Here is a 13874-nt window from a genome sequence, read left to right on the forward strand (position 1 = left end):
GAGCGGTACCCCTCATACGGGCCGGATTTTCAGTCACCGGGCAGCAGTCCGGCGCGAGTGGCCGCGACCACCGCCTCCAGTTGGCTGTGGGCGCCCAGTTTCATCAACACGTTCTTCACGTGGCCACGGGCGGTGTGCCTGCTGATCACGAGGCGTTCGGCGATCGCCCGGGGGCTCAGTCCCTCCCCCAGCAGCCGCAGCACTTCCCGTTCGCGTGCCGTCAGACGTGCCGGTCCGGTCTCGCCCGGCCCGTTCCTGCCGCCGCCGGCCGGGCCGAGCACCGCCGCCAGGGCAGCGCCCTCGACCAGCAGGGGTCCGCCGGCCGGTGCCCGCACCGCGGCGAGGATGTCGGACAGCCCGCTGGACTTGGACAGGAAACCGGCGGCGCCGGCCGCCGTGGCGGCGGCGAGCACCGCGGGGTCGGTGTCGGCGGTGAGGATCAGTACGCGGATCCCGGGGTGGGCCGCCCTGAGCGCGGCGGTCCCTTCGATGCCGTCGGCGCCCGGGAGGTGAATGTCCATCAGGACGGTGTCCGTGCCCGCGGCGGCGAGCGGCAGCGCGGCCTCGACCGAGCCGACCGCGCCCACGCATTCCAGGTCCGGCTGCGCGGTGATGGCCAGCTCCAGCGCGTCGGCGAGTGCCCGCTGGTCCTCGACCACCAGCACCTTGGTCATCGTGGCCACCCCACCCTGTCGGCCGGGGGTCCAGCCTAGTCCGGCAGCACCGCCCGCGCGGAGTGCGTCACCGGATTTCCGGACCGCGCCCTCCGGCGGGCCGGGATGCCGGTTCCGGTCTGGTAGAGGCCCGGCTTCCGGAGGACAGTGGGCACCGAGGCTGCTCCGCCCCGTGCACCAGCGGACGACAGGTATCAGGAGGTCGTCCCACGTGACCACTTACTCGTTCAAACTCTTCATCGCCGGGCAGACCGTACGGTCCCAGGAAGCCGTGGCCAACCTGCGTCTGCTGTGTGACAGCCGGCTGCGCAATCGGTACGACCTCCAGATAGTGGATGCCGTCGAGTGCCCCGAACTGGCGGAGGAGGGGCGGATCCTGGCCACCCCGACGGTCATCAGGCTCAGTCCGCCCCCGCAGCGGCGGGTCATCGGTGACCTGTCCGACCATCAACGCGCCGCTGTCGCCCTGGGCCTGCCGAGCGCGAACGAACACCCTGAGGAGGTACGGCCATGACATCGGGCAACGGATCGGTCCCGCGCGTGGCCACCGCCATAAACGGCTTCGACCAGGTCGCGCTGGGCGGGCTGCCCGCGGGCCGGTGCACGCTGGTCACCGGTACGGCCGGCAGCGGCAAAACGTTGTTCGCCACCGAGTTCCTCGCTCGGGGAATACAGGCATACGACGAGCCGGGGGTGTTCGTCACCTTCGAAGAACCTCCGGTGGACATCCGGCGCAACGCGCTCTCGCTGGGACTCACGATCGCGGAGTGGGAGCGGGCCGGGAAATGGGCCTTCGTCGACGCCTCCGCCTCCAGCACGGAGGAAGGGGCCGTCATCGGCGCGTACGACTTCCACGCGCTGGCGGCCAGAATCGAACACGCCGTCCACACCATCGGCGCCAAACGGGTCTCGCTGGACTCGCTGGGCGCGGTCTTTCTGAGCTTCCCCGGCCAGGGGACCGTCCGGCAGGAACTGCTGCGCGTGGCAGCCACCCTGGAGTCGCTCGGCGTCACCTCGGTGATCACCACGGAGCGGGAGACGGAGTACGGCGGCATCTCCCGGCTGGGCGTGGAGGAGTTCGCCCTCAACAACGTCATCGTGTTGCGCAACACCCTGTTCCAGGAACGGCGGCGCCGGACCCTGGAGATCGTCAAGCTCCGTGGCGGCCCGCACCGTACCGGCGAATGGCTGTTCACCATCGACCCGCGGGACGGCATCGTCGTCGTCCCCCTGGCGTTCCTCGCGCCGCACGAGGGGGCCGTGATCCGCGACCGGGTCTCCACCGGCATTCCGGGCCTGGACGAGATGTGCGGCGGCGGGATCTACCGCGACGCGGTGGTCCTGCTCACCGGCCCGACCGGGGCCGGCAAGACACTGGCCGGACTGCGGTTCGTCACCGCCGGCGTGGAGGCGGGCGAGCGCTGCCTGCTGTACACCTTCGACGAGACCCGCCAGCAGCTGGACCGCAACGCCTCGGGCTGGGGTCTGGACCTGTCCGCGATGGAGGCGACCGGGCTGCTCCGGGTGGTGTCCGAGTACCCCGAGACCTCCGCCCTGGAGGACCACTTCATCCTGGTGCGGCGGGCGGTGGCGGATTTCCGGCCCGCGCGGCTGGTCATCGACACCTTCTCGGCGCTGGAGCGCATCACCACCCAGCGTTCGCTGCTGGACTTCTTCGTCGCGCTGGGCGCGGTACTGCGGCCACGCGCCATCACCACCCTGCTCACCTCACTGCCCGCCGACCGTATGCCGCTGAACACCGGCTCGGGTATCGCCGCACGGATCGCCAGCCTCACCGATGTGTCGGTCCTGCTGCGCTACCTGGAGGTGGGGGGCCGGGCGCGGCGGGCGGTCACGGTGGTGCAGGCCCGCGGCTCGGCCCACGACCACCGCATCCGCGAAGTCACCATCGACAGTACGGGGATGCACATCGGCGGCCTGCTGCACGGCGTGACCTCCGTACTGGCCGGGTACGCGGAGCCCGTGTTCACGGCGGACCCGTACGGCGCGTCCGACAGCCGCGCGCCGACCACACGGGCGGACCCCGATGGCTGACGGCAACCGTCCGCGCTTCCACGGCGCGGACGGGGAGCACGGCACCGGCCCCGACGACATCCGGCGAGTGATCGTCTCGGCGACGGCGGACGGCATCCTGGCCGTCGACGCGCACGGGCGCATCCTCTTCTGCAACCCGGCCGCCGAGGAGCTGTTCGACCGGCCCGCCGACGAACTGGTCGGCAGGGAGTTCGGCTTCCCCCTCGTCGTCGGGGAGACGACCATCGACCTGATGCTCCCGGACAGAGGCGTGCGGGTGGTGGAGATGCGCGTCACCACCGCCCTGCTGGAGGCCGACACGCTGCACGTCGCGGCGTTGCGCGACATCACCCGGCGGCGGCAGGCGCAACGCGAACTCGAAGCGGCGCTGGAGCGGCAGAACGTCATCGTGGCGGTGGCCGCTCACCAGCTGCACAATCCGCTGGCCGCGATCGGCGTGCTCGTCGACACGCTGCGCGACCGGCGGGCGGTACTCCCGGAGCAGGCGCGGGCCGATGCCGTGAACCGGATCGCCGAACGCACCGCCCACCTCCAGGCGCTGGTACGCAAGCTGCTCACCGCGGCGCGCATCGATGCCAGCGCCCTGCCCGACGTTCCCGAGGACATTCCCGTCCTGCCGTTCCTGATCGAGCGGCTGGGTGATGTCACGGAGGAGGCCGAGACGGTACGGCTGTCGTGCCCACCCGACCTGGTCGCGCGGGTGGACCGACTGGCCTTCTCGGAAATGCTCACCAATTGCCTGGAGAACGCCATCGCCCACGGCCGCCCGCCCATCGTCACCCGGGCCGTGGCCCTGGATCACCGGTGGCTGGAGGTCTCGGTGTGCGACCACGGCGACGGGGTGCCGGCCGACTTCGTACCGCGGCTGTTCGAGCGGTTCAGCCGGGGGCCGGGCACGGAGCGGACCAGTGACGGCGCGGGGCTGGGCCTGTGGGTGGCCCGCGGCCTGGCCCGGGCCAACGGGGGCGACGTCTCGTACGAACCGGCTCCGCACGGCGGTGCGTGCTTTCGGCTGCGGCTGCGCCGCGCACCGGGCGGATGAGCCGGGGCCCGGGGCTCTACCTGCCGAGCGCCACGTGGCTCGGCCCGCCGGGCACGGGCACCTGACCGGCGGCCGCGCCCGTCAGGATGCGGTGGACCAGGCGGGCGCCGGTGCGGGCCGTGCGGTGGTCCAGGTCCAGGTCCGGATTGAGTTCGGCGACATCGCAGACGGCCAGCTGACCGCCGGCCGCGATCTTGGCGCAGACGTGTTCCACGACCTCCAGCGGTACCCCGTACGCGGCGGGCGCGCTGACGCCCGGCGCCACGGCGGCGGGCAGTACGTCCAGGTCGATGCTGAGGTGCACGAGGTCGCAGCTCGCGAGGAAGTCGTCCACGAAGGCGTCGACGCGGTGCACGTTCAGCAGGCCGCAGTCGGTGTCGGGGAGGTAGCGCACGCCCAGCCGGTCGGCGGTGCGGTACAGCCGCTCGGTGTTGCTCGGCGCGCTCACCCCGAGCACCCAGTAGTTCAGCTCCCGGCCGGCGACCGCCTCGTCCTCTGCCATCTGCAGGAACGGCGTGCCGGAGCTGGGCCGGACGTCGTCGCGCAGGTCGAAGTGCGCATCGAGGTTGAGGACGCCGAGCCGGGCGCCGTCGCGCAGCGCGCGGCTGCCGGCGAGACCCAGGTAACTGCCGTACGCCACCTCGTGTCCGCCGCCCAGCACGGTCACCGGGCGGCCCCGGTCGAGGAGCGCGGTGACGGCACGGCCCAGGCGCCGCTGGCCGGCCGCCAGGTCGCCGTCGCCGACCTCGATGTCCCCGGCGTCCAGCGCGCTCAGCGGCGTCTGCAGCGCCATCGGGGCGAGCGCGCGGCGCAGTTCCCCGGGGCCGTCGGCCGCACCCGGCCGCCCCTTGTTGCGCCGCACCCCCTCATCGCTGCGGAAGCCGACGAAGGCGGCGTCCCAGCCGCGGGTCGGGCCGGCGGCCGAGGACTCCGAGTACGGCCTCACCGCGTGGTGCCAGCGCAGGTGCTCGATGCCGGGGCCGTCGTCGCGGCCGGTCCAGGGCTCGGCGGGCGCATCGACGGCCGAGGCCAGGTCCAGGTCCAGGTCGGTGGCGCGCGCGGCCTCCGCGGCCTTCGCGGCCTGCTCGGTCGGCATGCTCTGCGTGGTCTGCTGCACGGTGGTCGTCACGGTTCTTTCAGCTCCTCGGTGATCCGCTGCCATCACACCCGGCCACCGGCCCGTGGGCCAGCGCGGACGCCCGGGTTCCTCGGATCCGAGACCCACTAGGATTCCGGTCCACGTCACCCGCGAAGAGCGTGTGACCACGAGTGCGAGGGACGGTGAACGGCTTGGCCGGGGAGGCTGCTGACCTCGCGCGGCGGTACAAGGCGCAGGCGCCGGGCGCCCCCGCGTACCAGCGCGTGAAGGACCTCGTCACCGAGCAGATCATGAGCGGCCGTTGGCGGGAGGGCGACGCGCTCCCGTCGGAGAGCCAGTTCGTGGACTCGCTCGGGCTGTCCCGGATGACGGTGAACCGCGCGCTGCGCGAGCTGGCGGGGCAGGGCCTGATCCGCCGGGTGATGGGCGTCGGCAGCTTCGTGGCGCTGCACAAGGGCAGTTCGGCGCTGGTGGAGGTGCACAACATCGCCGACGAGGTGCGCCGCCGCGGACACCGATACCGCGCCGAGGTGCTCTACGTACGGGCGGAGACCGCCGACCCGGAGGTCGCCGCGCAGTTCGGCCCGGGCGCCGGGCGCCGGGTCTTCCGGTCGCGGGTGGTGCACTTCGAGGACGACGTGGCGATCCAGCTGGAGGACCGGTACGTCCACCCGGACTTCGCGCCCGGCTATCTGGAGCAGGACTTCACCCGGCGGACCCCCTTCACGTTCCTGTCCGAGGTGGCGCCGCTGGGCAAGGGCGAGCACGTGGTGGAGGCGGTACTGCCGTCGGCGGAGGAGTGCGCGGTGCTCGGCGTGCCCGAGTCCGAGCCGTGCCTGCTGATCCACCGGCGCACGTGGTCGGGCGACGCGCTGGTGAGCATCGCGCGGCTGCTGCACCCGGGGTCGCGGTACCGGCTGCAGGGCACGTTCGACAACCGCTGAGAGCCTGCTCTCAGGCCGTCCTACTGGATGGGCGCGGCCTTACGGGGTGGGCGCGCGGCCCGAGACCGCGTGCGTGAGGCGGGCCGCGCCCTTGCGCAGCAGATCGCGTACGTACGCCTCGTCGCGCGGCCGGTGATGGCGGTACCACGTACTGCTCAGGGCCGCGACCGGCCGCCCGTGGTGGTCGAACGCCGCCACCCCGACCGACCGGAAGCCCGCCGAGACCAGCTCCGTCTCCTCCGACCAGCCGCGCGCCCGGTCCCGGGCCAGCAGGTCCCGCAGCTCGCCCAGCGACCGCGGCCCCTTGCCGGTACGGGTGATGAGGTCGCCCGGGCGCGGGAAGAGCGCCTTGAGCTGCGCCTCCCCGACATGCGCGAGCAGCGCCCGGCCGCTGGCCGTGAGGTGTGCCGGGAGCCGGACGCCGACCTCCGTGACCAGCGGCACCGCGGCCGCGCCCGAACGCACCGCGGCGGGCTGCTCCTTGAGCAGGTACACGGTCTCCGCGCCGTGCAGCACGCCCAGGTGCACCGGCTGCGCGAGGCGGCCCGCGAGGGTGCGCAGGATCGGGCGCGCGAGCCGTTCCAGCGGCTCGTGCCGCAGATAGGCGGAGCCGATCTCGAAGGCGGCGACGCCCAGCCCGTACGCCTGCTCGTCCGGGAGGTAGGTGACGAAGCCGCGCCCGGCCAGCACGGTGAGGATGTGGTACGCCGACGAGCGCGGGATGCCCAGTTCGCGGGCGAGCGCCGCGACCCGTACCGGGCCCGAGCGCCCCGCGAGGTGGGTGAGGATGTCCAGCGCCCGCCCGACGGCCGGCGAGGTGCTGGACGCGGCCGCCGCCGTTCCGGGCATTCCGGATTCCCGCCGCTCCGTCATCCGCCCGTCTCCCGGAAGACCTCTTGACGGTCCTGTCTATACAGGCATATACATGCGGCGCCTGTGTTCAAGTGAGAAGCGACGACAGCCGCTCCCACCAGGCAACGGCCCATGTCGCACGTCAGGGACGGGCGTGCTGTTCCCGAAGGAGAGGGCATCTTTTGAGCACCGAAAAAGCAACACTGCAGCGGGGTCTCCGGTCCCGCCACATCCGTTTCATCGCCCTCGGCTCCGCCATCGGGACCGGGCTCTTCTACGGCTCCTCGGAGGCCATCCAGGCCGGCGGCCCGGCGGTACTGCTGGCGTACCTGATCGGCGGCGCGGCCGTCTTCCTCGTGCTGCGGTCGCTCGGCGAGATGGCGGTGAACCATCCGTGCGCGGGTTCCTTCGGCGAGTACGCCACCCGGTATCTCGGCCGGTTCGCGGGATTCTCGACCGGCTGGACCTATGCCTTCGAAATGGTCATCGTCTGTATCGCCGACGTCACCGCGCTCGGCGTCTACATGGGATTCTGGTTCCCCGATGTGCCGCGCTGGATCTGGGTGCTGGCCGCCATTGCCCTCATCGGCGTACTGAATCTCTTCAGCGTCAAGGTCTTCGGTGAGCTGGAGTTCTGGCTCTCGCTGGTGAAGATCGTCGCCATCTGCGCGATGATCGTGGGCGGGCTCGCCATCCTCGTCTTCGGTATCGGCGGCGGCGAAATGCACGTCGGGGTCTCCAACCTCTGGAGCCACGGCGGATTCTTCGCGCACGGCACCGAGGGCCTCATCATGTCCTTCGCCGTCGTGATGTTCGCCTTCGGCGGCACCGAGGTCATCGGCGTCACGGCCGGCGAGGCGGAGAACCCGGAGAAGACCATTCCGAGCGCGGTGAATACCATTCCCCTGCGCATCGTGTTCTTCTACGTGCTGACGCTCGCCGTCCTCATGTCGCTCAATTCCTGGCAGGACATCGGCTCGGACGGCAGCCCGTTCGTGCAGATCTTCGCCGGTATCGGCATCAAGTCCGCGGCCGCCGTACTGAACGTCGTCGTGATCGTGGCCGCGCTCTCCGCGATCAACAGCGACATCTTCGCCGCGGGCCGCATCATGTACGGCATGGCCGAGCGCGGCCAGGCCCCGGCCGTCATGCGCCGCCTTTCGCGCAACGGCGTACCGACGATGACCGTCGCCATCATGATCGGTGCGCTGCTGCTCGGCGTGGTGCTGAACTACGCCATGCCCGAAAACATCTTCCTCATCATTTCGTCGATCGCCACCTTCGCGACCGTCTGGGTCTGGCTGATGATTCTCGCGAGCCAGTACGCGGCCCGGCGGAAGATGTCGGAGGAGGAGACGGCCGCACTCGCCTACAAGGTCCCGTTCTGGCCGTACGGACAGATCATCGCCATGGTCTTCATGGCCGCGGTGATGGTGCTGCTCGCATTCTCCGCGGACACTCGGGTCGCGCTGATCGTGGGGGCCGCCTGGCTGGCCCTGCTGTCGGTGGTCCATTTCCTCTGGCTCCGTCCGCGTAACGGCACCGCCGCCGTGACCGATTCCCCCCAGGAAAAGCCGGCCGAAGCCCCCGTGCCGGCACGGGACTGACCGTCCCGAAAGGGTCCCGGAAAGGGCCCTTCAGAGCCTGGTAACGGGCTCTGAAGGGCCCTTTCGCGGGCCCGAAAAAGTGCCGGGCGGGGCCGTCGACGTCATTGGCGATGGCCCCGCCCGGCAGGAACGGTTACGCGGAGGGGTTCTCGCGCATCGGGATACGCACGCCCCGCTCGTCGGCAACCGTGTCAGCGATGTCGTAACCGGCATCCACGTGCCGGATGACACCCATGCCGGGGTCGTTGGTCAGCACGCGACGGACCTTTTCCCCGGCGAGCTTGGTGCCGTCAGCGACGGAGACCTGACCGGCGTGGATGGAGCGGCCCATGCCGACCCCGCCACCGTGGTGGAGGGACACCCAGGAGGCACCCGAGGCGACGTTGACCATGGCGTTGAGCAGCGGCCAGTCGGCGATGGCGTCGGAGCCGTCGAGCATGGCCTCGGTCTCGCGGTACGGGGACGCCACGGAACCGCAGTCCAGGTGGTCGCGGCCGATGGCCAGGGGGGCCTGCAGGGTGCCGTCAGCGACCATCTCGTTGAAGCGCTCACCGGCCTTGTCCCGCTCGCCGTAGCCCAGCCAGCAGATCCGGGCCGGCAGGCCCTGGAAGTGGACCCGCTCGCCGGCCATCTTGATCCAGCGGTGCAGCGACTCGTTCTCCGGGAAGAGGTCCAGGATGGCCTTGTCGGTCTTGTGGATGTCCGAGGCCTCGCCGGAGAGGGCCGCCCAGCGGAAGGGGCCCTTGCCCTCGCAGAACAGCGGGCGGATGTAGGCGGGCACGAAGCCGGGGAAGGCGAACGCCCGCTCAAAGCCCGCCAGCTGGGCCTCACCGCGGATGGAGTTGCCGTAGTCGAAGACCTCCGCCCCGGCATCCATGAAGCCGACCATGGCCTCGACGTGCTTGGCCATGGACTCGCGGGAGCGGGTGGTGAACCCGGCCGGGTCCTTGGCGGCGTAAGAAGCCATCTCGTCGAAGTCGACGCCGACCGGCAGGTAGGACAGCGGGTCATGCGCGCTGGTCTGGTCGGTGACGATGTCAATCGGCGCGCCCTCAGCCAGCATCCGCGGCAGCAGCTCGGCCGCATTGCCCAGCAGGCCGATCGAGAGCGGGCGCCGGGCGTCCCGGGCCTCGGTGGCCAGCTGCAGCGCATGCGCCAGATTGTCCGCGCGGACATCCAGATACCGGTGCTCGATGCGCCGCTCGATCGCCCGCGGGTCGCAGTCGATGCAGATCGCCACACCGTCGTTCATGGTCACGGCCAGCGGCTGCGCGCCGCCCATGCCGCCCAGCCCCGCGGTCAGCGTGATCGTCCCGGCGAGCGTGCCGTTGAACTTCTTCGCGGCGACCGCGGCGAAGGTCTCGTACGTGCCCTGCAGGATCCCCTGCGTACCGATGTAGATCCACGACCCGGCCGTCATCTGCCCGTACATGGTCAGGCCCAGGGCCTCCAGGCGCCGGAACTCCTCCCAGTTCGCCCAGTCCCCCACCAGATTGGAGTTGGCGATCAGGACGCGCGGGGCCCACTCGTGGGTCTGCATGACGCCCACCGGACGGCCGGACTGCACCAGCATCGTCTCGTCCTGCTTCAGCGTCCGCAGCGTCCGCTGCATCGCATCGAACGAGCGCCAGTCACGGGCCGCCTTGCCGGTACCGCCGTAGACGACCAGCTTGTCCGGGTGCTCGGCCACCTCCGGGTCCAGATTGTTCTGGAGCATCCGCAGGGCGGCCTCCTGCTGCCAGCCGAGAGCGGAGAGTTCGGTGCCGCGGGCCGCGCGGACGGGGCGTGCGCCTGTCATGGTGTTGTCCTTTCGGAGTGTGGAGTGGCCGGGTGTCAGCGGAGCCGGCCGGCGACCGACTCGGCGGCGCGCAGGGCCTCGCCCGAGGCCACGTACTGCACGGCCGCCTCGATCTCGGGGGCGAGGTAGCGGTCGGTGCCGGGGCCCTCGACGTCGGCGCGGAGGCCCGCGACGACCGCGGCGGTGGCCGGCGCGGGGGTGAGCGGAGCGCGGAGGTCCAGCGCGCGGGCCGCGGTGAGGATCTCGATCGCGACGACGCGGGTGAGGCCGTCGATCGCCTTGCGCAGCTTGCGTGCTGCCGCCCAGCCCATGGAGACATGGTCCTCCTGCATGGCGCTGGAGGGGATGGAGTCGACGGAGGCGGGGGCTGCGAGGCGCTTGAGCTCGGAGACGATCGCGGCCTGGGTGTACTGGGCGATCATGTGGCCGGAGTCGACGCCGGGGTCGTCGGCGAGGAACGCGTTGAGGCCGTGGTTGCGGGCCACGTCCAGGAAGCGGTCCGTACGGCGCTCCGCGATCGAGGCGACGTCGGCGACGGAGATCGCGAGGAAGTCCAGGACGGCGGCGACGGGAGCGCCGTGGAAGTTGCCGTTGGACTCGACGCGGCCGTCGAGGGTGACGACGGGGTTGTCGACGGCGGCGGCGAGCTCGCGCGAGGCGACCAGCTCGGCGTGGCCGAGGGTGTCCCGGGCGGTGCCGTGCACCTGGGGCGAGCAGCGCAGCGAGTACGCGTCCTGGACGCGGGTGCACTCCGGGCCGCGGTGGCTCGCGACGATCGCGGAGTCGGCGAGTACGGCACGGAGGTTGGCGGCGCTGTCGGCCTGGCCGGGGTGCGGGCGCAGGGCCTGCAGGTCGGCGGCGAAGACCGCGTCCGTACCGAGCTGGCCCTCGACGCTCATGGCGGCGCTGATGTCGGCGGTGGCGAGCAGGCGGCGCAGGTCGTGGGCGGCCAGGACCAACGTGCCGAGCATGCCGTCGGTGCCGTTGATGAGGGCCAGGCCCTCCTTCTCGCGGAGGGCGACCGGCGCGATGCCGGCGGCGGCGAGCGCTTCGGCGGCCGGGCGCAGCTCGCCGTCGGCGTCGCGGACCTCGCCCTCGCCCATGACGGCGAGCGCGCAGTGGGCGAGCGGGGCGAGGTCGCCGGAGCAGCCGAGCGAGCCGTACTCGCGGACGACCGGGGTGATGCCGGCGTTGAGCAGCGCGGCGTAGGCCTCGGCGGTCTCCAGGCGGACGCCGGTACGGCCGGTGGCGAGGGTGGACAGGCGGAGCAGCATGAGCGCGCGGATGACCTCGCGCTCGACCTCGGGGCCGGAGCCGGCGGCGTGCGAGCGGACCAGGCTGCGCTGGAGCTGGGCGCGGAGTTCGGTGGGGATGTGCCGGGTGGCGAGGGCACCGAAGCCGGTCGAGACGCCGTAGTGCGGAGTCACGTCGTCGGCCAGGGCCTCGATGACCTTGCGGCTGCGGGAGATCTCCTCCTGCGCCGCGGGGGAGAGCGTGACGGTGGCGCCGTGGCGGGCGACGGCCACGACATCGTCGGCGGAGAGCGCGCCGACGTCAATAACAACAGTTGACATGCCTCAATGAAGCACCAGGTCAGATCCCCTGTTCCATGCCTCACGGAGGCTTTCTGTCTGGGATCCCAGACATCTGTCACGGTCCCGCGGGCTGTGCGGCAGGGGCGCCCCGTCAGGGGCGCGGGGAACTGCGCGAGCAACCACAACGGCGGGAACGCCGGGCGCCGACCCACACCCCCACGGCGAATACCCTCGGGCCATGGCAACCGTCCCCGCAGCCGCCCAGGTCCTGGCGATCCTCCGCTACCTCGCCCGCCAGCTCGCCCCGGTCCCCGCTGCGGCGATCAGCCGCGACGTAGGGCTGCCCCGCTCGACGACGTACCACCTCCTCGACACCCTCGCCCAGGACGGCTTCGTGGTGCACCTGCCGGACGAGCGCCGGTACGGCCTCGGCGTCAGCGCCTTCGAACTCGCCTCCGGCTACAGCCGTCAGGCCCCCTTCCAGCGCCTTGCGCGCGCGCCGCTGACCGCACTGGTCGACCGCACCGGCCACAGCGCGCACCTCGCGGTGCTGCACGGCCGCGAGGTCATTTACGTGATCGAGGAGCGCGCGCCGGGGCGGGCGCCGCTGGTGACGGAGGTCGGCGTGCGGCTGCCCGCGCATCTGACGGCCAGCGGCCGGGCCATGCTCGCGCGGCTGCCGGGGGCCCAGGTCCGCGCGCTGTTTCCGGACCCGTCCGCGTTCGTCGTCCGGCACGGCATCGGCCCCGGCTCGCTCTCCGCGCTGCGCCATCTGCTGGTGGAAGTGCGGCGCCGCGGGTACGCCACGGAGGAGGGCGAGGTCACGCCGGGCTTCTCCTCGGTCGCCGCGCCGGTACTCGACCACAGCGCGCACCCCGTCGCCGGGGTCGCCGTGACCTACCCCGCCGCCGAGGCCACCCCCGACCAACAGACCCGAATCGCCGAACAGGTCCTCCGCACGGCCCGCGACCTGACCCTCCGCATCGGCGGCACACCGGCCGCGCCGCCTGCGGAATGAACGGGGCGCAGGGCTGGGCGCCGCCCGACGTACCGTTTCCCCCACCTCTTCCCCCATGGGGGTGCACGAGGTCCCCTTCTCAACACAGTAGCGGCAGGGACTGACAACGCCCCGCCCGCCGGCCCCTCCCCTCACCGCCCCACCCCCGGCCCCACCGCCCTCGCCCGATACCGAAACCCCGCCCTCCCCGGCTCGTCCGGCAGCGGCAGCGGCGTCGGTGTCCAGATGTCCATCGGGACCGTGCGGACGCTGCGGCCCGCCGGGTCCAGGATGCGGCCCATGCGCTTGACGAACTGCAGGACGACGCCGCGGTCGAGGATCGTCAGGCGCGGGGCCCGATCGGCGAGGAACGCTTCGAGGCGGCGGGCGTCGGCCAGCGAACGCAGCCACACGCTGAGGAAGAGGTTGGCCCGGCCGCCGGTGACGCCCAGGCAGGCGCGGAGTTCCGGCAGCGCGTTCAGCAGCCGCGCGACGGTGTCCCGGTCGTCGGCCGGGAGGTGTGCCCAGAGGCAGAGCGTCACGGGCCAGCCGGAGAGCGGCTGGGCGAGCTCGCCGCGCAGGACCAGGTCGCCGCAGGCCAGCAGGGCGGTCAGCCGTCGCCGTACCGTACTGATGCCCACGCCCAGCTCCGCGGAGAGGCGGGTCAGCGAGGTACGGCCGTCCATGCCCAGGAGCACGATCAGCCGCCGGTCCTGCGCGGTGAGCTCCCGCAGTGGCCGCCTGCCGGGGCCCGGCGCGGCGGGCGTCAGCGCGGCCCGCTGCTCGGCGTCCAGCGTGCGCAGCCGCCAGTCGCCGCCCTGCGCGTACACCCGGGTCACCAGCTGACTGCGGAGGGCGCGAACGCCCGTGAGCGCGCCGATCGCTTCGAGGAGCGAGTGCGAGAGCGTGGCCAGGTCCGGTACGGCCACGGTCAGCAGGAGGTCGCGGTCGCCGCTGGTGTGCTCGACGGTGAGCACCCGCGGCCAGGCCGCGAGGCGGTGCGCGACGGCCAGCGCGTGCCCGGCCGCGCAGTCCACCTCCACGAACGCCACGCACGCGTGCCCGGACTGCCGCGGCCCCGGCTGGGCGGTGATCCACGCCGCGCCGCTGCCGGCCAGCCGCTCCCAGCGGCGGGCCGCGGTCACCGGGTCGATGCCGAGCGCCCGGGCGACCCGGGTCCACGGGGCCCGCGGGTCGATCTGCAGCGTGTTGACCAGGCTGAGATCCAGCTCGTCCAGCTCGTTGACGGCAGTATCCACGGCAGTAGCGGC

At 72.2% G+C, this 13874-nt stretch carries 12 protein-coding genes; 6 read left to right on the forward strand and 6 right to left on the reverse strand.

Annotated features, from left to right (window positions below):
- Positions 1-29 precede the first annotated feature (29 nt).
- Positions 30-674, reverse strand: a complete 645-nt coding sequence (locus tag AB0I82_RS31585; protein WP_363260859.1) for a response regulator transcription factor — start codon at positions 672-674, stop codon at positions 30-32.
- A gap of 211 nt (positions 675-885) precedes the next feature.
- Between AB0I82_RS31585 and AB0I82_RS31590 the strand changes: the two genes are divergently transcribed.
- Genes AB0I82_RS31590 through AB0I82_RS31600 form a run of 3 tightly spaced genes read left to right on the forward strand, consistent with a single transcriptional unit; the run spans position 886 to position 3771 of the window.
- Positions 886-1188, forward strand: coding sequence for a circadian clock KaiB family protein (locus tag AB0I82_RS31590; protein WP_363260860.1), 303 nt, complete (start codon positions 886-888; stop codon positions 1186-1188).
- Complete coding sequence (kaiC, locus tag AB0I82_RS31595; RefSeq protein WP_363260861.1) at positions 1185-2729, forward strand: circadian clock protein KaiC; 1545 nt, start codon at positions 1185-1187, stop codon at positions 2727-2729. Before AB0I82_RS31590 ends, kaiC begins: the two co-directional genes overlap by 4 nt.
- A complete protein-coding gene (locus AB0I82_RS31600; protein WP_363260862.1) occupies positions 2722-3771 on the forward strand; it encodes an ATP-binding protein in 1050 nt (349 codons plus the stop codon). Before kaiC ends, AB0I82_RS31600 begins: the two co-directional genes overlap by 8 nt.
- 16 nt (positions 3772-3787) lie before the next feature.
- Here the strand turns inward: AB0I82_RS31600 and hutG are convergent, their stop codons facing one another.
- Complete coding sequence (gene hutG, locus AB0I82_RS31605) at positions 3788-4900, reverse strand: formimidoylglutamase (protein ID WP_363260863.1); 1113 nt, start codon at positions 4898-4900, stop codon at positions 3788-3790.
- A 161-nt stretch (positions 4901-5061) separates the two neighbouring features.
- On the opposite strand from hutG, the gene hutC reads away from it, so the two are divergent.
- Positions 5062-5814: a histidine utilization repressor gene (gene hutC, locus AB0I82_RS31610; RefSeq protein WP_363260864.1), complete on the forward strand. Its 753-nt coding sequence runs from the start codon at positions 5062-5064 to the stop codon at positions 5812-5814.
- 39 nt (positions 5815-5853) lie between these two features.
- Here the strand turns inward: hutC and AB0I82_RS31615 are convergent, their stop codons facing one another.
- The gene (locus AB0I82_RS31615) at positions 5854-6663 is read right to left on the reverse strand and encodes an IclR family transcriptional regulator (protein WP_363260865.1); all 810 of its coding nucleotides are present in this window, start codon (positions 6661-6663) and stop codon (positions 5854-5856) included.
- Positions 6664-6848: 185 nt separating this feature from the next.
- Here AB0I82_RS31615 and AB0I82_RS31620 point away from each other — a divergent pair, with 185 nt between their 5' ends.
- Entirely contained in the window at positions 6849-8273 is a 1425-nt protein-coding gene (locus tag AB0I82_RS31620) for an amino acid permease (RefSeq protein WP_363260866.1), read from the forward strand.
- A 133-nt stretch (positions 8274-8406) separates the two neighbouring features.
- Here the strand turns inward: AB0I82_RS31620 and hutU are convergent, their stop codons facing one another.
- Both hutU and hutH read right to left on the reverse strand, forming a co-directional pair.
- Positions 8407-10071, reverse strand: a complete 1665-nt coding sequence (gene hutU / locus AB0I82_RS31625) for a urocanate hydratase (RefSeq protein WP_363260868.1) — start codon at positions 10069-10071, stop codon at positions 8407-8409.
- A gap of 35 nt (positions 10072-10106) precedes the next feature.
- Positions 10107-11645 carry a histidine ammonia-lyase gene (hutH, locus tag AB0I82_RS31630; RefSeq protein ID WP_363260869.1) on the reverse strand — a complete coding sequence of 513 codons (1539 nt, stop codon included), beginning with the start codon at positions 11643-11645 and terminating at the stop codon, positions 10107-10109.
- Between the two features lie 199 nt (positions 11646-11844).
- Between hutH and AB0I82_RS31635 the strand changes: the two genes are divergently transcribed.
- Positions 11845-12624 carry an IclR family transcriptional regulator gene (locus AB0I82_RS31635; protein ID WP_363260870.1) on the forward strand — a complete coding sequence of 260 codons (780 nt, stop codon included), beginning with the start codon at positions 11845-11847 and terminating at the stop codon, positions 12622-12624.
- A 131-nt stretch (positions 12625-12755) separates the two neighbouring features.
- On the opposite strand, the gene AB0I82_RS31640 is transcribed toward AB0I82_RS31635, so the two are convergent.
- Positions 12756-13862 carry an Lrp/AsnC family transcriptional regulator gene (locus AB0I82_RS31640; RefSeq protein ID WP_363260871.1) on the reverse strand — a complete coding sequence of 369 codons (1107 nt, stop codon included), beginning with the start codon at positions 13860-13862 and terminating at the stop codon, positions 12756-12758.
- Positions 13863-13874 lie beyond the last annotated feature (12 nt).

The sequence above is a fragment of the Streptomyces sp. NPDC050315 genome, from assembly GCF_040655775.1.
Classification (GTDB): domain Bacteria; phylum Actinomycetota; class Actinomycetes; order Streptomycetales; family Streptomycetaceae; genus Streptomyces.